This is a genomic window from Rhizobium sp. WSM409 (assembly GCF_057653825.1).
This window is the reverse complement of sequence record NZ_CM172794.1, coordinates 4,111,311-4,131,350: the sequence shown is the minus strand read 5'-3', so window position 1 is coordinate 4,131,350 and position 20,040 is coordinate 4,111,311. Positions and strand designations below refer to the sequence as shown.

Sequence of the window (20,040 nt, the reverse complement as noted above, 5' to 3'; positions counted from 1 at the left end):
CAGAGCGTTGATCAACGGGGGAACTTATGACGATCTACGACGAGCTTCGCAAAGCACCGTTCAACCTCGACGACGCTGCGATATCCTGGACCCGCGACGTCTATGCCTCGCTCGATCTCGATGACAAGATCGGCCAACTCTTCACCTTGATCATGATCGGGACGGATGAAGAGGATTTCAAACGCATTGCTTCACTAAGACCGGGTGGCGTAACCCGCTTCTTCACGGCCGACCTCGAGCTCGAGCGGCGGGTCATCTCCGACCTCGTGGCCAAGAGCAAAGTCCCGCCCATCATCAGCGCAGACCTCGAAGGCAGCCGTCATTCCTTCGCTTTCGGCACTCCGGTGCTGGGCCAACTTGGCCTTGCCGCCGTCGACGACGTTCAGGCGACCGAGAAAAGTTCAGAAATCTTGGCACGCGAGGGCCGCGCGATGGGGGTGCGCTGGTCCTTCACGCCGGTCATCGACATAAATACCGCGTTCCGATCACCGATTGTCGGTACGCGGTCATACGGCTCCGATGTCAACAAGATCGAGCGGCACGCGGTTGCCCATGTTCACGGTCTCCAACGAAATGGCGTTGCGGCGACCGCAAAGCACTGGCCGGGCGAGGGATATGACGACCGCGATCAGCACCTCGTTACGACGACCAATCCGCTTTCCATGGACGAGTGGAAGGAAACCTTCGGTCGGCTCTATAGAACGCTGATCACCGAAGGCGTGTTGGCAATCATGAGTGGGCACATTTCCCTTCCGGCCTATATTCGATCGAAGATGCCCGATGCCGGGCTTGAAGCTTTCCGACCGGCCTCGGTTTCCCGGTTGCTGAACGTTGATCTTCTCCGAGACGAACTCGGCTTCAATGGTATCATCGTCTCTGACGCGACACCCATGGGAGGGCTGTCCGCCTGGGGCCACCACCTCGATACGCTGCCTGATATCATCGCAAATGGCTGCGACATGATCCTCTTCAGCGATGAACCTGAGGAGGATATGGCAGCGGTCAAGGCTGCCGTCGAAGATGGGAAAATTACTCCGGAACGACTTGAGGAAGCGGTTCTTCGTGTGCTGGCGCTCAAGGCGCATCTCAAACTTTTTCAACCGTCAGACGTCCTCCCCGATGCGGCGGAAGTGCGCCAGCTGCTTGCGCATCCAGACAATGTCGCTGCATCAAGGGAATACATCGGCCGCTCACCTACGCTTGTGAAGGACGTCAATGGTATCTTTCCGCTCGATCCGGCGAAAACAAAGCGCGTGCTGCTGGTCGACGGCGGCATCATTCATCCGCTCATGCCGCAGCCACTGGAATTCTTGCTACCCGAGCTGTTGCGGAAGGAAGGTTTCGAAGTCACGATCGACCGATCGGACATCGTGCCGACCCCCGACGACTTCGACCTCGTCCTCTACGCGCTAGGCGACGAGTCGCTGCTCGTGCGAGGTCGGATATTCGTCGACTGGCATAAGATGGGTGGTGGGGGCCTTTTCAAGGCCATGTACCGACCCTGGACGAATATTCCCTCCGTAATGATCTCCTTTGGGCATCCCTATCACCTTTACGATGCGCCGCGCGTACCGGCCTATATCAATGCGTACTCCACCATGGACAGCGTCCAGGAAGCCGTCGTTGATTGTATGCTCGGTCGCAAGCCCTTCCTCGGCACCAACCCGGTAGACCCTTTCTGTGGCCTTGAAGATGCGCGTTATTGAAGTCGTCGGGAGCAGAGGCTGCCGGCCTATTGGAACGGGGCAACAGGCGCGTTCCGATCATTCGCGATCGCCCCGACCAGAAGATGTCAGCCGGCGATCAAAGGCGGCTTCATACACCATCGTGGCGGCAAGATCAGCCAACGCCGTTCCGACTGCCTTGTAGCGAGTGATCTCATCGTTGGACGTCCGCGCGCGTCGGCGTGTTCGCATCATGGCCAGCGCTTTACTCACTTGAGGAAAGGGAGAATGATATCTGCAGTCCGGCGGTCTTTTGGTGAAGCTCGCTTAGTCGGAACGATCAGATCGCCGCACGTCCCACAGCGAGTTCCAAGGTTCAAAATGCAGCACTTCGACACAGATGCGCTCGCGACCTTCGTGGCAGTGGCCGACGCCGGTGGCTTTACTGCAGCAGGGACGAGGATCGGCAAGTCGCAAGCGGCCGTCAGTCTCATCATCGCCCGTTTTGAAGAACAGATCGGGCGGAAGCTGTTTGACCGGACAAGACGCGGCGTGCACCTGACTGAAACAGGCGAGATCTTGATTGGCTATGCCCGCCGTATCATTGCGATCGAGGACGAGGCGCTGGCAGCGCTCGATCCAGGTGCCATGCGCGGCTATGTCCGTCTTGGAATGCCGGACGACTACATCGAGCTATTTGGCAAGCCTTTGATCGAAGAGTTTTCGCGCGCCAATCCCCGTATCCAAGTCGAGATCCAGTGCGACTTCTCCCGCTCCCTCGAGGCGATGGTCGAACACGGCACTATCAATCTCGCTATCATCACTCGTGCACCGGATTCGATCGTCGGCGAGTTGCTGCGTCGCGAGCCGCTGGTCTGGTGCGGACCTCCAGATGGGCAGATTGAGCGGCAGCGCCCCCTCCCTCTTGCCTTGTTTCCGGAGAAGGATTGTCGAGCACGGCCCCATATCGTCCACGCTCTCACCCAGGCCGGCATCGGATGGCGAGCGGCATGGACATCCTCACATCTGCCGTCGATTCAGGCGGCGCTGGATGCGGGTGCCGCGGTTACAGCTTTGCCGGCCTCGGTTGTCGCTTCGCGACACCGCCGTCTGACCGCGGAAGCCGACGGCCTGCCGTCGCTGAAACCGCTCGAGATCGCCCTTCTCGTTCCACATGGCGCGCGCGCCGCTGTTCGCACGGTCGCCAGCTTCGTCCGCTCGCATTTTCAGCAGCTTTGACACTATCTACTGGTCGCCGTGATCAGGGTCGCGATCCGGTAAACGGCCAGTTGCAAGGCATATGGTTTTCAGGATCCCAAAACAGCAAATTGGCTAGGCCGCCATGTCTCTTGCTGCGTCTTCAAAAATACCGATCATCTCGTCGATAACGCCATCGGTGTGGGCATTGGAAAGATAGAGACGACCGAAGGCAAACGGCATGATCAACAGCCCGCGGCGGCGCAGCGCCTCATGAAGTTTGAGGGTCATGACGGCATTTGCCCTGTCCAGCGTCTCTGCGTAGTTCGAGGGCGGGCTATCGGCAAACCAGATTGTGAACACAGACCCCTCCCCAGAGGTTGTAACCGCCCTGCCATGACTAGCAAAAGCTGAATTTATGCCATGCCTTAACCGCTCGCCGCGCGCCAGCAAGGCAGCGTAATCGAGGTCTCTCAGAAGCTGAAACGTTGCGGTGACGGCGGCTGTGGCCACAGGATTGCCGCTGTAAGTCCCGGCGCGGTTGACTGTACCCTCTTCTGCAAGCGCCATGAGGTCGGGTCGACCGACGACAGCGGCCACGGCGACGCCACTGCCGATGGCTTTGCCGACGGTGGCCAGATCTGCTTCCACCTCCATGCTATGCCCCGTCAGCCCGAAACGCGTGCGAAATCCCATCAGCACTTCGTCGAGAATGACAAGCGCGCCATGGCGCCGCGCCGTCGCTTCCACATGAGCAAGATACCCGGGCGCTGCCGGGATGCATCCCGCATTGGCCAGCATCGGTTCCAGGATGACGGCAGCGATGCCACTGTTTTCCGCGAACAGTTGATCGACGTCATCGAAGTCGTTGAAGCGCAGCAGCGTGGTTCGCTCGTGCACTGGCCTTGCATTTGTGAGCATTGCCGCATCGGCGGATCCCGCCTGGCCCAGCGTGACGTCGTCATACCAGCCATCATAGCCGGCAGCCATTTTTGCGATATAGGAGCGGCCGGTGGCAGCGCGAGCGAGCCGGCAAGCGAGATGAACAGCCTCACTACCGGTATTGGTGAAGATCGCCCGCGAGAGGTGTCGTGTCGCAGCGGTCAGCACGCTGGCAGCTTCCTCCTCTCCAGCATGGGCAAAGGCCGGCATCGGCCCGTTGCGCAGGGCGGCAGTGACGGCCTCGACAACCAGCGGATTCGCATGGCCGATCACCGTCGCCCCAAATCCGAGCGCCGTATCGATATACTGGCGCTGTCTGTCGTCCCAGATATAGGCGCCTTGGGACCGTCGGGCGACAAAGGGTTTGCCGTCCATCGGTGGCAAGGCCCGCCCGGCGCTGGAGATTCCCCCAACCAGATGTGTCGACATAATGTTTGTCCATTCGTAACGGCCGGTACCTGGCCTAGAACCCGAAGTAGCGCGGCAGCCATTCCGTCGTCTCCGGAATGAAGGCGACGAGCAGGAGGCAGATGTTGCTGGTAATGAAGAACGGGATAAGCCTGCGCGTAACCGCGTTCACGCCGACCTTGGCGACGTTGCAGACGACGAAGATGTTGGTGCCCACCGGTGGCGTGAACAATCCGATACCCAGTGCCATGGTGAAGATCAGACCAAGTTGATAGGGCTGAAGCCCGGCTTCGATGCCGATCGGATGTAATATCGGTGCGAGGATGATCAATGAAGGCCCAAGGTCCGCCCAGGTGCCGACGAAGGTCAGAAGCGCCAGAATCAGTAGGATGGTGATTGTCGGACCGGCTCCCCAAGCATGAAGGAGCCCGGCGGTCCATTGCGGTATCTGTTCGACGGTCAATATCCAGGAGAATGGAACCGAGACAGCCATGATGATCATAATTGCGCCGGTCATGCGCACCGTCTCCACCCCGATCTTCCAAAGGCCAGCCAAGGTAATTTCGCGGTAGAGGACGCCTCCGACCAGAAGAGCCCAGACCACTGCCACGAAAGCAGCCTCCGTCGTTGTCGCAAGCCCGCTCAGCATGGAACTGAGAACCGCAATTGGCATCATTAACGCAGGCAGTGCCCGCAAAAGGTGCTTGCTGAAGCTTGTTACGGTCGGACGGGTCTCCGACTTTGGAAAGTTCTCCTTCACCCCGACCCACCAGGCCGTGAGCATGAATGTGACCGCCAACATAAGACCCGGAATGATGCCTGCTGCAAATAGCCCACCAATCGATGTATCCGTTATGACCCCGTACATGATCATCACAACGCTCGGCGGCAGGATGATGCCGAGCGTGCCGGCTGCGGCCGTAACTGCTGCAGCGAAGTCTCTTGGATAGCCCCGTTCGGCCATCGCCGGGATCATGATGGCGCCGACAGCACCCGTGTCGGCCGTGGCCGATCCGGTGATACCACCATAAATCATGCAGGTCGCGACATTGACGACACCCAATCCTCCTCGCACCCATCCGACCATGTCATTGGCAAGGTCGATGATCCGGCGTGTCAGGCCACCCTCATTCATGATGCCGCCGGCGACGAGAAACAGCGGGATGGACGCCAATGAAATGGAATCGGCTCCCATATAGACCTGTTGCGCAAACCAGGAGGGTGGGAGCGGAACCAGGCCGAAATAAATGACGACAAGGGTGGAAAACGCGATCGACCATGCGACCGGCACACCAGTGTAGAGCGTGATGGCAAAGACGCCGAAGAGAACCAGAAGTGTCATTGCCTACGCTCCCGGAATGCCGAAACAATACGAGCAATGGCGATGACGGCGAGAGTGGCGCCCATGAAGACGATGATGCTCTGAACGGTCCAACTCGGCGCGCGCATAACGGGGGTCGGAACAAATCCCGTGCGCGCAAGCATGGCCTTGCCGCTCCTCAGAAAGGCGGCGGCAACGGTGAGCAGGATGAGATTGTGATAGATGCGAAACCAGCGGTTCCGGCCACTGGTAGACGTGTTGCCGTCGATGGAAACGTTTTCGCCGGCGACCTCCGACAGAACAGCACCAATCGCGGTCGTCCACAAGAACAGGATGCCGACCATTTCAAATGACCAAGTGATTCCGGAAAGACCGAGATACCGGCCTACGGCACCAAGCCCGGTAGAAAGGATTAGGGCGACGACAACGAAGACACCAACGATCGTCATCACGAAGACCGCTGAAGAAGCGAGGCGTTTCATGGGGCTTTCCATCAAAGGAGGACGTGGCTGCACAGGCAACGAATACGGCAAGGACACGTCGGGGGACCGATCGAATCCTCGCCGCAGGCATTGCCTATTTTCCGGCTGCTGCCGAGCGCACGGACGACACCAGATCGTCGCCCCATTCCGCCCCGAATTTCACATAGACAGGATCAACCATCGCACGGAAGGGTGTCGTGTCCACCGTCGTTACGGTGACGCCCTTCGACTTGAGGTCCTCAATGACCTGGGCATAGACTTCGTCGAGTTTTCCGCGGTACCAGATCGTCGTCTCTTCGACTGCCTTGGTCACCGCAGCCTGGTTTTCCGGGCTCAGAGCGTCGAAGCGCTCCTTGTTCATGAACCAGTAATTCGGCGTCCAGATATAGTTCGAGACCGATAGGAACTTCGCGCTTTCGTACCATTTCTGATCCGCGAAATCGCGTATTTCCGGCTCCACGCCGTCGACCACATGCGATTGCAGCGAGGTATAGACTTCCCCGAAAGGAATCGATTGCGGCAGGGCACCCAACTGTTCGATGGTTGCAAGAATGACGGGGTTCGGCGGCGTCCGCAGCTTCAGACCCTTGATATCCTCCGGCGTGGCGATTGATTTGCTGACGGTTGCAAATTGACGGAAACCGGAATCAAGCGCGCCGAGCATCTTGAAGCCGTTGTCGGCACCCGTATCGAAGACCTTTTTCCCGATTGGTCCGTCGAGAAAGGCGTGCGCCGCTTTTGCATCGGAAAACAAGAAGAACGGCAAGGTGACGACGTTGAGCTTCGGATCGATCGCATCCGCAACGCCGCCTAGCCCGATATCGATGGAGCCGGAACCGACACCATCGGCGATCGGTCCCTCATCGCCCAACTGACCATCTGGAAAAATCTGGACGGTAAGGCCGCCCTTGGTTTCGCCGGCGAGCTTGTCGGCGAACATGACGACGGCCTCCTGAATGAGGCTCTTCGAGCTTGACGCGTGGGCGAGCCGAAGAGTTTCGGCATTCGCTTGGCCGGTGCAAAGCAACAGGATGCCGGCGATGGTGGACATGGAAAGGCGACCGGCGTGAGCCCGCATGATATTGAATTCTAACATGTTACCCTCTGTGTCATTGTTATGACCAAGAGTATGTGCGGCCTTTCTCAGGGGTACAATCGGTAAAGCAACGTCTTCGATCAGGAAACGTTATGTTGCTATATCAGATCGTTATGCTGCGCCGCTTGTCACGCACCTGTCCCAAATTAACCCATTAATTAGCATTCGCTTGCATGCGCGGACTGCGATGCTACCGTCGCCGGCATCGTGGGGGATCGCGTATGACAATTGAAGAGCTGATCGATTTACAGGAAGCAGGCTCAAGAGCGCGGGTGCTCGGCCTGAAGGCTCATGAAAACCCATACCTCGCCGCCCATAGGATGCCGACTGGTGATACCGGTGCTCTCGGGGATTGGCTTGCGCGTCACGACGCGTGGAAGTTCGGTTGGGAAGCGGAGGACGCTAGCCGCGAAGGTAGGATTGCTGCGCACTTCAAGGAGCTGATCTCGATTGCCAAACGAGGTGCGCTCGATGCGTAACGTTAGGTTTTCCTGCCTCGTCACGGCGAAGGATCGGCACCTCTTTCACCATCGGATTACCAGCGTTCAGGTCTATTCGAAGAGCGGCGAGATCACCATTTCCGGCACCAGCACCAGGCCCTTGTCGGTTATCCGGATTTCAGGGATGACCGACAGCGGGATAAGGTTGAAGCCCATATAGGCGATGGTGCAGCCTGCCTTTTCCCATTCGAGCTTCAAGGCCTTTACCTCGTCGGCGACCTGGTGCACGCGCTTGTCGGACAAAAGCCCGGCGATCGGCAGCGGCACCATGGCCGTCACCTTGCCGTCCATCACGACACAGACGCCACCCTGCTTTTCTTCGATCGCGTCGAGCGCCACCTGCATGTCCGCGGCATTGGTGCCGGCGACGATGATGTTGTGGCTGTCGTGGCCGACCGAGGATGCGACAGCGCCTTGTTTGAGCCCGAAGCCATTGAGCAGTCCGTGGGCGACATTGCCGGCAGACTTGCCGTGACGTTCTACCACCGTCACGAAGCAGAGGTCGTGCTTGTCGAAATGGGTTTGCCAGTCATTGGCCGGTTCCAGCGTGACGGTGACATGGCCGAGGGTGATGCCAGGCAGCTCCGTCTTGATCGTATGAGCGACGACCGTCTCTATCGGTAGGTCCGGTGTCAGCTTGAGATTTTTTGGCAGCTTGACCGTGTGGTAGGCGGCGTCCGGATAGCGATACGGTTTCGACAGGGCTTCGTCGAGGATCGGCGTGATCTTCTTGCCGTCGACGACGAGCTCGCCGCCATACCAGGTGCTAACAGGCGTAAGGTCGTCGCTGAGAAGCACCAGGTCGGCGCGGCGTCCGCCGCCCAGACCGCCGATTTCGCCTTCCATGCCGAACCGCGTCGCGCCGTGCAGCGAACCCATCGCCCAGGCCTGTTCCGGCCTCATGCCGTATTTCACGGCTTCGCGCGTTACCCAGTCCAGGCCGAAGGCGAGCAGATCTTCCGCATCACGGTCGTCGGTGCAGACGGCAACGCGCTTGTGGGAGGCGCCGAGCTCGGTGATCGTCTTGATCGCCTGCGGCAGCGAATGCCAGGGGGTCGTCGGCGGGCCGCCGCGCAGGAAGATCCACACGCCGGCTTCCAGCAGGTCGTCGGCAATGTCGCGGTCGATAGCTTCATGCGTGTCGGTGACGCCGGATGCGGCATAGGCGGCAACGAACTCCCGTCCGTAGACATGGCCCGACACCGGCCTGCCGCGCTCGAGTGCTGCAGCCAGGATCGCATGGCTGCGCTCGTCGCCCATTGCAACGGGGACAAAATCCATCTTCTCACCGAGAGCCACGGCTTCCGGCCACTTGTCGAACAGGGCGGCGATCTTGTCCGGTGTCAGGTCGCCACCGGCTGTTTCCAGATCCGGCGTCGTCGCCGGCACGGTGCTCGGCACGGTCAGGAAGATCGACAGCGGCGCCTGCCGTGCATCCTCGAGCATGGCCTCGACGCCGGCGACGTCCATGACATTGCCGATCTCGTGGCTGTCGCAGAAGATCGTCGTCGTGCCGTTGAGGAGCGCCGCTTCGGCATAGGCGCAGGCCGTCACCATCGAGGATTCGATATGGATATGCGGATCGACCAGACCGGGCGCGATGATGCCGCCCCTGGCGTCGTAGAGCTTGGCGCTCGCGCCCCTGTAGCTGCCGGCCGGCTTCACGGCTGCGATGCGGCCCCCCGAAATCCAGACTTCGCGTCCGTCGAGAAAGCGCTCCGAATAGGTGGACAAGACGCGTGCGCCCTGGATGACCAGGTCGGGTTCGCGACGAGCGGAGGCGACATCGGCAAGACGGCGGGTCATGGTCGAGAGCGGCTGAACGGAGAAGCGGGTAAGCGTGCTCATGTAAACCTCATTTCCAGGCTCGGGGAGGACTGGCGAGATTGTAAGGAACGCCGCCGGCGGAAGGAAGCACGAATAGTTCTTGTCTCTGGCCTCAAACGGATGCCAGTCAGCGTTTCCCGCGAACTGCCAGAACGGCTTCCGCAAAGGTGTCGATCTGGCTGGCCTGCAGCCCGGCGACATTGATGCGTCCGTCCTCGACGATGTAGATCGCGTGCTGCTCGCGCAGCATCACGGCTTCTCCGGGTGTCAGGCCGATCAGCGAAAACATGCCTTTGTTCTTGGCGAGGAAATCGTAGTCGCTGCCATTGGTGAAACGCCGGAACGAGGCAGCAAGCCCCTGGCGCAGCGACAGAATGCTGGAGCGCATATCGTCCAGTTCGGCGCGCCAGTCGGCCGAAAGCGCCGGGTCTTCCAGGACGGTGCGAACGATAGCCGCGCCATGATCCGGCGGCATCGAATAGACGAGACGGGCTCGCACTGTGAGTTGCGCCTTGGCTGCATCCGCCCGATCCGCGTTCGCGGCGAGAATGAATGCGGCACCCGTACGCTCGCGATAGATTCCGAAATTCTTCGAGCATGACGAGGAGACGAGCATTTCCGGAACCATGCCGGTGAGCAGCCGTACCACGAAGGCATCGTCCTCGAGACCCTCGCCAAACCCCTGATAAGCGATATCGACCAGCGGAACGAGCCCGCGCTCGGCGATGATCTCTGCCAGCGCCTGCCATTGCGAACGGCTCGGGTCGGCGCCGGTCGGATTGTGGCAGCAGCCGTGCAGCAACACGATGTCGCCCCGCTCCGACCGTGAGAAATGATCGAGCAGGGCGTCGAAATCCACCTCGCCTGTTCGGCGATCGAGGTACGGGTAAGTGACGACCCGAAGCCGGTTGTCTTCGAGGATCGACACATGGTTCACCCAGGTCGGGTCGGGCACATGGACCGCAGCACCCGGGCGCGCCAGGGAGATCAGGCCGGCGAGCACCGTCAAGGCGCCTGCTCCGCCCGGCGTCTGGATGCCGCGAATTCGCTCCCACGGCGCGGCTTCGCCGAAGACAAGCCTGCCGATGAGATCGCAGAAAACAGGATCTCCGGCCGGGCCGACATAGGCTTTGGTCGTCTGCGCGGTATGGATTCGCTTTTCTGCCTCCCTCACCGCCCGCGGGATCGGCGTCGTACCGGAGGCGTCCCGGTAGACTCCGACGCCGAGATCGATCTTGTTCGAACGACTGTCCTGCCGGAAAATCGGCATCAACGACAGGATCTTGTCGGCTGGCGGCATTATCAGATCATCGAACATGGTTCTCTCCGGTCAGGGGAATTGCGGGCGGCGATGAAATGCCGGCGCTTCATGATGCGGCCGCAGCGCAAATCAGCCGGCCCGCCTATTTCAGGGCGCCGATCTTGTTCTCGATGGTCTCGAGAAATGCGCCGGACCGCACGATCTCGAGAGCCGGTGTGGTCTGCTTGGGCATGTAGCTGTCCTCCTGCTGGAACGGGATCGCGTCGCGAAGCGCGTCATAGAGCGCCTGGCTGCCGGTCCCGAGCTTGTAGCCGCCGAGTGCCTCTTCGGTCAGGAAGATGGCGCGGGCCGCAAGCAGGCATTCGACACCAAGGATCTTCGGCATGTTGTCGACCACCTGACGCGTCTTGCGGCATGCCCATGTCGCCATCGAAACATGGTCTTCCTGGCTGCTCTTGGTCGGGATGGTATCGGCAACGGCGGGGAAAGCCAGCGTCTTGTTTTCCGATGCGACGGACGCCGCAGCCGTCGAGATGATGCCATAGCCGTAATTCAGGCCGATCGGCTTGCCGGCAAGGTTCGGCGGCAGGCCGTAGTTCAATGTCGTGTCGCAGAGCGAGAACAGGCGGCGCTCGGAAATATTGCCGATTTCCACCAAAGCGATGGTCAGCAAGTCCATGGCAAAAGCGATGGGTTCGCAATGAAAGTTGCCGCCGGACAGAAATTCCAGCGCGCCGAGTTCGTTCCAGAAGACGAGCGGATTATCGGTCGCGGCGTTGAGCTCGCGCGTGATCAGCTCCTTGGCGTGCTCCAGCTGGTCGCGGCAGCTTCCATGCACCTGCGGCAGGCAACGGAAGGAATACTGATCCTGGATTCGAGCGGTGTGTTTCGGATGCAGGATATCGTCCTCGAGGCGCACCGCACGCGCCGCCTCGGTCGTGCGACGGCTGCCTTCGATAATGCGACGGATATTTTCCGCAGTTGCGATCTGCCCGGGCTGCTTGCGCACAAGATGAATGCGGGGATCGAACGCCGCCTGCTCGCCGCGGATCGCCTCCAGACTGAGCGCGCCGGCCGCATCGGCTGTCTTCATCAGCATCTCGGCGTCGTGGAGGTTGAGAACCGCCATGGCCGCGCAGAGGCTGTTGCCATTGATGAGGGCAAGGCAGTCCTTCGCCTTGAGATCGAAAGCAATTGGGAAAATGCCGGCTTTTTCCAGCGCCTGCGGCGCCGGCATGCGTTCGCCCTGGTAATAGGCTTCCGCCTCCTCATAGCCGATCAGCACCGAAACCATGTGCGCGAGCGGCGCCAGATCGCCAGACGCGCCGACCGACCCCTGGATCGGCACCACAGGGTGAACGCCGCGGTTCAACATCTCAACAAGACGATCAACCACCTCGATCCGCAGGCCGGAAACTCCGAGGCAGAAGGCGTTGATGCGGACGGCCATCATGGCGCGGACGATTTCTTCCGACGCCGGCTCTCCGATGCCGGAGCAATGAGAGAGCACGATATTGCGCTGGAAGCGGTCGTTATCGGCCTGGTTGATGGCATAATCCTTGAGCTTGCCGACGCCGGTATTGAAACCGTAGGTCGGCGGCGCGTTTTCGGTCAGCCAGTTTTCCTCGATATAGTTTCTCACCTTGATGATTTCGGCGCGGGCTGCATCGGCGAGCGCGACCTTGGCGCCCTGGCGCGCGATGCGAACGGTATCTTTGATCGTCAGGCTGTCACCGTCTAGAATTATGGCGTTCATCTCGATGTCCTTGAAGCTCGATAGGTGTGAGAAAGTAAGTGCCGAAATCGAACACGCGCGCCGGGAGCGCAGCCTGTCTCGATCGCAGCGGTAATGCCGCCAGTCACGGCGACGTAGTTTTCCGCGACGCCTTCTTCGGTGGCGATGGTTCCTGTCATGACGGCGTCGAAATCGCTCATGATGTCTTCAGATCCTCAGTGCGCATGATGGGGAAGCCGTGGCACACGGCTTTGGTGGCGTCCCGAAGCCGCTCGACCAATTCCGCTGCTTCGGGTTCCGGCATGGAAATCGTTTCGAGATAACGGGCTGCCAGCCCGCCCGGCCCTTCGAGCGGGAGAAAGTCGTCGGCCAGACGCCGGACCTGCAACCGTTCCGCCTCCAGCTCGGCTGCCTTGATCTTCTCGTAAAATTCAATCTCTGCCGTGTTCCTGCGGCCTTGACGCAGGGTTAGCCGAAGATGTCGCAACGGCAGGACGAAATGCGAGCGCCATTCGCCGGCACGTTCCAGAAGCCGCTGCATCTCGCCGTCATCCGCGCCGTGTCCGTCACTATCCGCGAGAGCGAAGAACAGCAGTGACGGCACGTCCACCGCATGACGTGTCTGGGCTTCGAGGCACCAGGACGCGATGCCGGGCTCGCCGTAGAGCCGGACAATGACATCGAAGACATTGGCACAGAAAGCAGCGCGCCTCGCAGCTCCGCTATCCTGTCCTGAGCGCGCGTTGCCGCTTGCCAGCGTTTTTTCTGCCAATGCATCAGGGGCTTTTTCCATCACGCTTGTTCCGCCGTCTTCATTCCGGGCGCCGGTTCGTCGTGAGGGAAATGACAGGCCGCGAATTGGCCGTGGGGCATCGATGCAAGCTTCGGTTCCTGTTCCGCACAAACCGCCTGAGCGCGTGGGCAACGCAGGCGGAACCGGCATCCGGACGGCGGCGCGCTCCGCGACAAGGCCTGCGTCGGCGTTGTGCTCGGCACGATCTTCCGGCTGGCATCGGGAACCGGGACTGCTTCCAGCAGCATGCGGGTATAGGGATGCGCCGGACGCTGATAGATGGCATCGCCGGTTCCGATCTCGACGATCCTGCCCATGTAGAGGACCGCGACCCTGTCGCTGACATTGCGCACGACGGCGAGATCGTGGGAAATGAAGATCAGCGCCAGGTTTCGCTTCTGGCGGATATCCTGCAGAAGATTGATCACATGCGCCTGCACCGAGACGTCGAGAGATGCAACCGGCTCGTCGCAGACGATCAGCTCCGGCCCAACGGCAAGCGCCCGCGCGATCGCAATACGCTGGCACTGGCCGCCGGAAAACTGATGCGGCCTGCGGCCCTCCACCATCGTCCGGCTCATGCCGACATCGTTGAGCGCACGATCGACCCTTTCCAGTCTTTCCGCTTTGTGGATGCCCTGGATCTCGAGGCCTTCTCCGACGATATCCTGCACCTTGCGGCGCGGATTGAAGGAAGAAATCGGATCCTGGAAGATCATCTGCAGCTTGCTGCGGATGGCGCGAAGATCGGAAGCAGACAGATCGGCAACATTCAGGCCGTCATATTCGACGTGGCCGTCGACACGCGTGTCCGCCTTCGGCAGAAGCTTCAGAAGGGCACGGCCGATGGTCGTCTTGCCGCTGCCCGACTCTCCGACGAGACCGAGTGTTTCCCCAGGAGCCACGTCGAAGGAGACGCCGTCGACCGCAACAAAGATCTTGCCGCCGCGCCGGTATCTGACTGAGAGATCGCGTACCTTCAAAAGCGCGTCGTCGCGCAGGAAAGCAGCGAAGGCATGCGTTGCGGCACCTGTATCGACGGCTTGGCCGGAAGCCTCGTCATTCATGACAATGCCCTCCTTTCGACCGCGGTGTCGGCTGCATCGCCGGTTTGAACAGGCACATAGCAGGCGAAGCGGTGCTTGCCGTCCGCACTGGTCGTCATCGGCGGCATCGAGACATGGCAGCGGGCCTCGGCGGCGGGACAGCGCGGTGCGAACGGGCATCCCGGCGCGGGGTTGGCGAGATCGGGCGGACGGCCCGGGATCGTGCGCAGTTTCGTGTGAGCCGGCTGGTCCATGCGCGGCATCGCCGAAAGCAGAGCCTCGGTATAGCGATGGCGCGGATGGGAAAAGACGGTGTCCGTCGGGCCGTATTCCACGACATGCCCGCCATAGAGCACGAGGATGTCGTCGGTGCGTCCGGCGACGATGCCCAGATTGTGAGTGACCAGGATCATCGACATCTGCCGCTGCTGCTGGATAAGCTGCAGCAGATCGAGAATTTCCTTCTGAACCGTCACGTCGAGCGCGGTCGTCGCCTCGTCGGCGATCAAGAGATCCGGCTGGCAGGCAAGTGCCGTGGCGATCATGATCCTCTGCTTCATGCCGCCCGAAAACTGATGCGGATAATGCCCGTAACATTCCGCGGCATCGGGAATGCCGACGCTTGCCAGCAGCTCGATCGCGAGTGCCTTCGCCTTCGCCTTTCCGAGCCGCAGATGGAAGCGGCTTGCCTCTTCGATCTGCCGTCCCACCCGCACGAACGGATTGAGGGATGTCATCGGGTTCTGGAAAACCATCCCGAACTTGCGGCCTAGAAAAGCGCGGCGTTTCGTCTCGTTAAGCGTCGACAGATCGGTCCCGTCGACAAGGATGCGGCCGCTTGTTTTCATCCCCTCCGGCGCAATGCCCATGATCGTCTTGACCAGCATGGATTTGCCCGCGCCGGATTCTCCGACGATGCCGAGCGTCGTGCGCGGCGGGATGCTGAAGCTGATGTCATGCAGCACGCGGATCGGCCCGAACGGCGACCTGAAATGACAGGAGAGCTCGTGACAATCGAGGACCGGGGTGGTGTTCGCTGCCTCGTTCATATCAGAGTTCCCTGCCGCGATGGTTCATGCGACGGGCCAGACAATCCCCGACCGTGTTGAGCGAGTAAACTGTTAGAACGATGGCGACGATTGGTCCGAAGATCAGCAGTGGAAAGCGGCTGAGCAGGTCGGTCGAGCTGGCGATCATCCCGCCCCAGCTCGGCGCCGGCGCCGGAATGCCGTAACCGAGAAAGCTCAGCGATCCCTCTGTGATGATCAACCCCGCCATCAGCGGCGGAACGATGGCCGTCAGCGCCGGAACGAGATTGGGCAGGATCTCGCGCAGCAGAAGCCGCATGTCCGATGCGCCCATGGCGCGTGCCGCCAGCACGTAATCACGGTCGTTCTGGGCAATCACGCCGCCTTTGGCGATGCGTGCATACGTTCCGATGTCGAGCAGGCCAAGCGCCAGCATCATCGTGAAAACCGAATTTCCGGTCACCGATATCAGCGCCAGGATGACGAGGATCGGCGGAAGCGACGCCATGGAATTGGCATAGAGATCGACGATCCGCTCGACCGGGCCGCGATAGAAGCCGGCCAGCATCCCGAGGATCATGCCGATCACCAGCGAGATCAGCGTCGCGACCGAGACGATGGCGAGCGTCGTTCGCGCACCGTAGAGCACCCGGGACAGGATGCTGCGCCCGAGCGCATCGGTTCCGAACAGGCCGTTCAGGCTCCATTCCGGGCCTTGCGAGAAATCGCCATAGGGGAAGCTTGCCCGAACGAGACCCGGAATGAACTCCACGAAAACCGAGGAGATGATCAGGACCGTCAGGAACACGAAGGCGAACCATTCCATCGGATGGCCGCTCGGCATGCGGAAACGCGCGGTCTTCGGCATCGCGGCATTCAACGTCTCCGCCAATGCGACCGCTTCGCCGGGCACGAGGTCCGTTTGTGTTGGCTGGAGGCGGCTCATGACACGTCCACCCGCGGATCGATAAGCGCGTAACCGAGATCGACCAGGATGAAGATGACGACGAAGATCACCACCGTCAGCGACAAGATGGCCTGCATGACGGGCAAGTCGTGGCTGCTCACCGCATTGAGAACGGTCCAGCCGATGCCGGGCACCGCGAAATAGCTCTCGACGATGAAGGAACCGCCGAGCAGATAGGTCATCGACAGACCCATCACCGTCAGCACCTGGGGAGAGGCCGGGCGCAGCACGTGGCGCATCAGGATATAGCGCGTCGGCAGGCCCTTGGCCCTGGCAACGAGGACATAGTCCTCCTGGAGGACCGCGACGAACTCGCTGCGGCTCACTCTGTAGAAATAGGCTGCCTGATGCACGCTGAGGCACATCACCGGCAAGGCGACGTAATAGAGATTGCCGATCGGATCGTCACTGAAGGTAACCCAGCCGGTCGCCGGCAGCCAGCGCAGCACGATTGCGAAGACGAAGCCGAGCAGAACCACAATGACGAAAGTCGGGATCGACAGCATGACCGAGGACACCGCCCGCAGCACCGTATCGACGATGCCGCCCGGCCGGCTGGCGGTATACATGGCAAGCGGCACGCCGATCAGGAGCGAGACGAACATGGCAAGCAGCGCAATTTCGAACGTCACTGCCGCCCGGTCGACCAGGAGTTTTGCCACGGACTGCTGGCTGAACATGGTCTGCCCGAGATCTCCCTGAAGAAGCCGTCCGAGCCAGCCGAGATAACGTTCCCAGACCGGCAGATCGTAGCCGTAGCGGCTGTTCAGCGCATCGATCTGCGCCTGCGTCGCGTTCTCTCCAAGGATCAGCTGCGCCGCCGACCCCGGCATCAGGCTCGACAGCGCCGTCGCCGAGAACGTGACCAGCAGGAAGACCGGAATGCCGGCCAGAAGCCGGACGCCGACCGCTTTCAGATAGGAGAGATTGGCAATTCGCAACGATCGGACTCCGATTGTCAGGTGGAACATCCAATGCCGGACTGGACCGGCATCCGGATTTCGCAAAACGAGATGGCAGAGCGGCCAGCCTCCGGGATCAGAGCGCCTTCCATCTGTCCTCGGCATCGAGCCAGCCGCTGTCCCGCTCCAGCGAGGCCTTCTGCTCGGCAGGCGTCATGCCGCCCATGCTGTGCTCGTCCGCGTAACGCGTGCTGCGGTCCTTGAAGACATGCCGACCGTAATCCATCATGCCATACATCGATCCCTTCTCGAGATAGTGCATGGTCACCAGGTTGAAGCCGAGCGCCTCGATTTCCTCGAGCCGCACGAAGGGCACGCCGTTGACGGTCGCGACATCGCCGAACATCTTCCAGCCGGGCAATTCCTTGGCCACCTTCCGGCATTCCTCCAACGTGCGCAGGCCGTGCACATAGGTCATCTCAGCGCCGAGTGCTGCGGCGCGCACGCAGCGTTCGATAGCGTCGTCCAGCCCCTTTTCGAGCTTGGATTCAGTGCGTGCGATAACCACGCAATCGGTGCCTTGACAGGCTTCGATCGAGGCCTTGATCTTGGCGAGCCAGAGCTCCTGCGAGACGACCTCGTGCGGCACGTTTCCATCGACCTTGCCGGCAAGCGTCGCCGCCTCCATGGCGCGGCCGAACCGCGCGTAGCCGCGTTCATTGGGCGTATCCTCGATCAGGATCGCTCCGGCGCCGGCTTTGGCGAGACGATAACAGGTGCGGAAGGTCTGGACGACATCGCCGAAACCGTCATCGGCATCGATGACCAGTGGCAGAGGCGAATAGTCGGCGATGCGGTCGGTCGCGTAGACCAATTCCTCCTGATTGTGCAGGCCAAGATCCGGCACGCCGGACATGCTGAATCCCAGTGATGCGCCGCTGAGCAGGATCGCCTCGAAGCCGGCCATTTCCGCCGCCTTGGCGGAGTAGCAATCCCAGACGCAGGGCGTGAACACCTGCTTGCGGGAAACCAGGTCCCGAAACTTCACCTTCTCGCGATTGCCGATCATCGTCATCCACCTTTTCCGATCGCCCCGCATCGCAGGGCTCATTCTGTCGTCTTAACGTCTTTGGCTTGTACGGTCGTCCAGCCCATCGACCGGCCCTTCGCTGCCCGCCCGGATCTTCCGGGCGAGCCTGCACGTCGTGATCTGGAACCCGCTATTTCTGGCAGACATCCGTGCAGACGTAGAGGAACTGCTTTTGCAGGATGCCGCCGTTCGAAGGAACGACGCCGCCGGTATTGTCGCGCAGCAGCAGCGAGCGCGTCTGTTCACCGAAGATGTAAAGCGGCATTTCGGTTGCGACGAGCTTCTGAACCTTGACATAGGCGGCTTTGACAGCGGCAGGGTCGAGGGTGGAGCTGGCCTCCTTCAATGCAGCGTCCATCTCGGCGCTCTTGTACTGTCCCCAGTTGAAAGCACCGCCGGAACTCAGCAGATTGGAAATGTTCGGCTCGGCGCCGTTCGACACCAGCACCCCGCCTTCGACGCAGATGTCGAAGTCGAGCTGCGTCTTGCATCGCTGGATCAGCGAGGCCTGGTCGACCTCGACGATCTCAGCCGAGGCGCCTTCATAGCCGGTCAGCACCTGCTGGATGTAGGCGGCAAGACGCTTCAGGTCCGAGTTGGTATAGGTGACGATCTTGATCGAGAACGGCTTGCCGTCCGCCTTCAGAGCGTCGAACAGTTCCTGCGCCTTCTTCGGATCATAGGCCGGAAGAGATGAAGCGCTGTCGAAATAGGGCGAATTCTCTCCAAAGTAATTGCTGGGTGCCTTGTATCCGGGCATCTGCGTGAAGGCCTGCATCAGCCGCGCGCGGTCGATGGCGGAATAGAAGGCCTCGCGGGCGCGAACATCCGTGAAGATACCCTTGGCCTGGTTGAGATAGGCGCGGTTGATGCCGCGGATCGGGATCTCGCGGGTCGCAACCCCCGGCGCCGTTGCGTTCGAGCCGAACTGATAGGGATAACCGGCCATCATCGTTGCACCACCCTGCACGACGGTGGCGATGCGGCTGTTGGTTTCGGGAATGATCGCGAACTTGATCGTCTCCAGATAGGGGCGCGGCTGATCCCAATAACCGGGATTGCGGGCCATGGTCATCGATATGCCCTGGTTCCATTCGGTCAGCGTAAAGGCGCCGGCGCCCACCGGCTTGATGTCGGTCTTTTCCTTAGCGGCCTTCAATGCTGCCGGCGAGGCGATGAAGGGGCACAGCTCGGCGACCTGGGCTGCGAAATTGGCGTTCGGGGAGGACAGCTTGATCGTCAGCGTCTGCGGATCGACGACGGTGATCGCCTTGTTCCATGAGGATATGAACGGCTGCGCCGGTGAAAGCGTGGCCGAATCGGCGGCGCGGTCCCAATTGTATTTGACGGCTTCCGCATCATAGGGCGTCCCGTCTGTGAACTTCATGTCCTTGCGAAGCTTCAAGGTCCAGGTCACGGCGTCTGTGCTGGTCAGGCTTTCGGCCATGCCGCCGGTCACGACGCCCTTGTCGTTGACGTAGACGATAAAGCCGTAGACGGCGTCGAGCACATCCATCGGCCCGCCGGGATAGGTGCCGGCGGAGATCGCCGGATCCCAGCTCTTGATGTCCGAACCGTTGATAATGGTCATCGCGCCGCCGCTAACGGGTTTTTCCGTCTGCGCGGCGGCTTGAGACGCGGCGAGCATCACGGGTGCGGCCGCCATGAGCGACAACAGCAACACGGCGGCGCCGCGCATGAACAGGCTCTGCAACCTTCTGGAACGATTGTCTGACAACATCACTCTATCTCCTTTTTTTTGAGTTCCCCTGGGGGAGTGA

General features: G+C 60.8%; 18 protein-coding genes. 3 read left to right on the top strand and 15 right to left on the bottom strand.

Annotation, left to right across the window (positions count from 1 at the left end; translation table 11 throughout):
• The first annotated feature begins 26 nt into the window (after nt 1–26).
• Nucleotides 27–1,706 (top strand): glycoside hydrolase family 3 protein, encoded by a 1,680-nt coding sequence (locus AC25BC_RS20330; protein WP_128438310.1) that lies wholly within the window; start codon nt 27–29, stop codon nt 1,704–1,706.
• A gap of 339 nt (nt 1,707–2,045) precedes the next feature.
• On the top strand, nt 2,046–2,903 hold the full coding sequence (locus AC25BC_RS20325) for a LysR substrate-binding domain-containing protein (protein WP_012759314.1): 858 nt from the start codon (nt 2,046–2,048) through the stop codon (nt 2,901–2,903).
• 93 nt (nt 2,904–2,996) lie between these two features.
• Here AC25BC_RS20325 and AC25BC_RS20320 read toward each other — a convergent pair whose 3' ends face one another.
• From AC25BC_RS20320 to AC25BC_RS20305, 4 genes are all read right to left on the bottom strand, one after another.
• Entirely contained in the window at nt 2,997–4,232 is a 1,236-nt protein-coding gene (locus tag AC25BC_RS20320; protein WP_128438309.1) for an aspartate aminotransferase family protein, read from the bottom strand.
• A gap of 34 nt (nt 4,233–4,266) precedes the next feature.
• Nucleotides 4,267–5,553, bottom strand: a complete 1,287-nt coding sequence (locus tag AC25BC_RS20315) for a TRAP transporter large permease (RefSeq protein ID WP_113546764.1) — start codon at nt 5,551–5,553, stop codon at nt 4,267–4,269.
• Complete coding sequence (locus AC25BC_RS20310) at nt 5,550–6,014, bottom strand: TRAP transporter small permease (protein ID WP_128438308.1); 465 nt, start codon at nt 6,012–6,014, stop codon at nt 5,550–5,552. Before AC25BC_RS20310 ends, AC25BC_RS20315 begins: the two co-directional genes overlap by 4 nt.
• Before the next feature lie 94 nt (nt 6,015–6,108).
• Nucleotides 6,109–7,110 (bottom strand): TRAP transporter substrate-binding protein, encoded by a 1,002-nt coding sequence (locus AC25BC_RS20305; RefSeq protein WP_487778527.1) that lies wholly within the window; start codon nt 7,108–7,110, stop codon nt 6,109–6,111.
• Nucleotides 7,111–7,331: 221 nt separating this feature from the next.
• On the opposite strand from AC25BC_RS20305, the gene AC25BC_RS20300 reads away from it, so the two are divergent.
• Entirely contained in the window at nt 7,332–7,589 is a 258-nt protein-coding gene (locus tag AC25BC_RS20300) for a CrpP-related protein (RefSeq protein WP_128438307.1), read from the top strand.
• Nucleotides 7,590–7,661: 72 nt separating this feature from the next.
• On the opposite strand, the gene AC25BC_RS20295 is transcribed toward AC25BC_RS20300, so the two are convergent.
• From AC25BC_RS20295 to AC25BC_RS20245, 11 genes are all read right to left on the bottom strand, one after another.
• Nucleotides 7,662–9,458, bottom strand: coding sequence for an adenine deaminase (locus AC25BC_RS20295; protein WP_128438306.1), 1,797 nt, complete (start codon nt 9,456–9,458; stop codon nt 7,662–7,664).
• Nucleotides 9,459–9,564: 106 nt separating this feature from the next.
• Nucleotides 9,565–10,755: an amino acid aminotransferase gene (locus AC25BC_RS20290; RefSeq protein WP_128438305.1), complete on the bottom strand. Its 1,191-nt coding sequence runs from the start codon at nt 10,753–10,755 to the stop codon at nt 9,565–9,567.
• Between the two features lie 85 nt (nt 10,756–10,840).
• Nucleotides 10,841–12,454 carry an HAL/PAL/TAL family ammonia-lyase gene (locus AC25BC_RS20285; protein ID WP_012759306.1) on the bottom strand — a complete coding sequence of 538 codons (1,614 nt, stop codon included), beginning with the start codon at nt 12,452–12,454 and terminating at the stop codon, nt 10,841–10,843.
• Nucleotides 12,451–12,633 carry a hypothetical protein gene (locus AC25BC_RS20280; protein ID WP_012759305.1) on the bottom strand — a complete coding sequence of 61 codons (183 nt, stop codon included), beginning with the start codon at nt 12,631–12,633 and terminating at the stop codon, nt 12,451–12,453. The genes AC25BC_RS20285 and AC25BC_RS20280 overlap by 4 nt, the downstream gene beginning before the upstream one ends.
• Nucleotides 12,630–13,226 (bottom strand): TIGR02444 family protein, encoded by a 597-nt coding sequence (locus AC25BC_RS20275; RefSeq protein WP_128438304.1) that lies wholly within the window; start codon nt 13,224–13,226, stop codon nt 12,630–12,632. The genes AC25BC_RS20280 and AC25BC_RS20275 overlap by 4 nt, the downstream gene beginning before the upstream one ends.
• A complete protein-coding gene (locus tag AC25BC_RS20270; protein WP_012759303.1) occupies nt 13,226–14,293 on the bottom strand; it encodes an ABC transporter ATP-binding protein in 1,068 nt (355 codons plus the stop codon). Before AC25BC_RS20270 ends, AC25BC_RS20275 begins: the two co-directional genes overlap by 1 nt.
• Nucleotides 14,290–15,321 (bottom strand): ABC transporter ATP-binding protein, encoded by a 1,032-nt coding sequence (locus AC25BC_RS20265; protein ID WP_012759302.1) that lies wholly within the window; start codon nt 15,319–15,321, stop codon nt 14,290–14,292. Before AC25BC_RS20265 ends, AC25BC_RS20270 begins: the two co-directional genes overlap by 4 nt.
• A gap of 1 nt (nt 15,322) precedes the next feature.
• On the bottom strand, nt 15,323–16,246 hold the full coding sequence (locus AC25BC_RS20260) for an ABC transporter permease (RefSeq protein ID WP_012759301.1): 924 nt from the start codon (nt 16,244–16,246) through the stop codon (nt 15,323–15,325).
• Nucleotides 16,243–17,238 carry an ABC transporter permease gene (locus AC25BC_RS20255; RefSeq protein ID WP_041935587.1) on the bottom strand — a complete coding sequence of 332 codons (996 nt, stop codon included), beginning with the start codon at nt 17,236–17,238 and terminating at the stop codon, nt 16,243–16,245. The genes AC25BC_RS20260 and AC25BC_RS20255 overlap by 4 nt, the downstream gene beginning before the upstream one ends.
• A 67-nt stretch (nt 17,239–17,305) precedes the next feature.
• Nucleotides 17,306–18,244: an isocitrate lyase/PEP mutase family protein gene (locus AC25BC_RS20250; RefSeq protein ID WP_027689410.1), complete on the bottom strand. Its 939-nt coding sequence runs from the start codon at nt 18,242–18,244 to the stop codon at nt 17,306–17,308.
• A gap of 145 nt (nt 18,245–18,389) precedes the next feature.
• Nucleotides 18,390–20,000, bottom strand: coding sequence for an ABC transporter substrate-binding protein (locus tag AC25BC_RS20245; protein WP_012759298.1), 1,611 nt, complete (start codon nt 19,998–20,000; stop codon nt 18,390–18,392).
• Between the last annotated feature and the right edge of the window lie 40 nt (nt 20,001–20,040).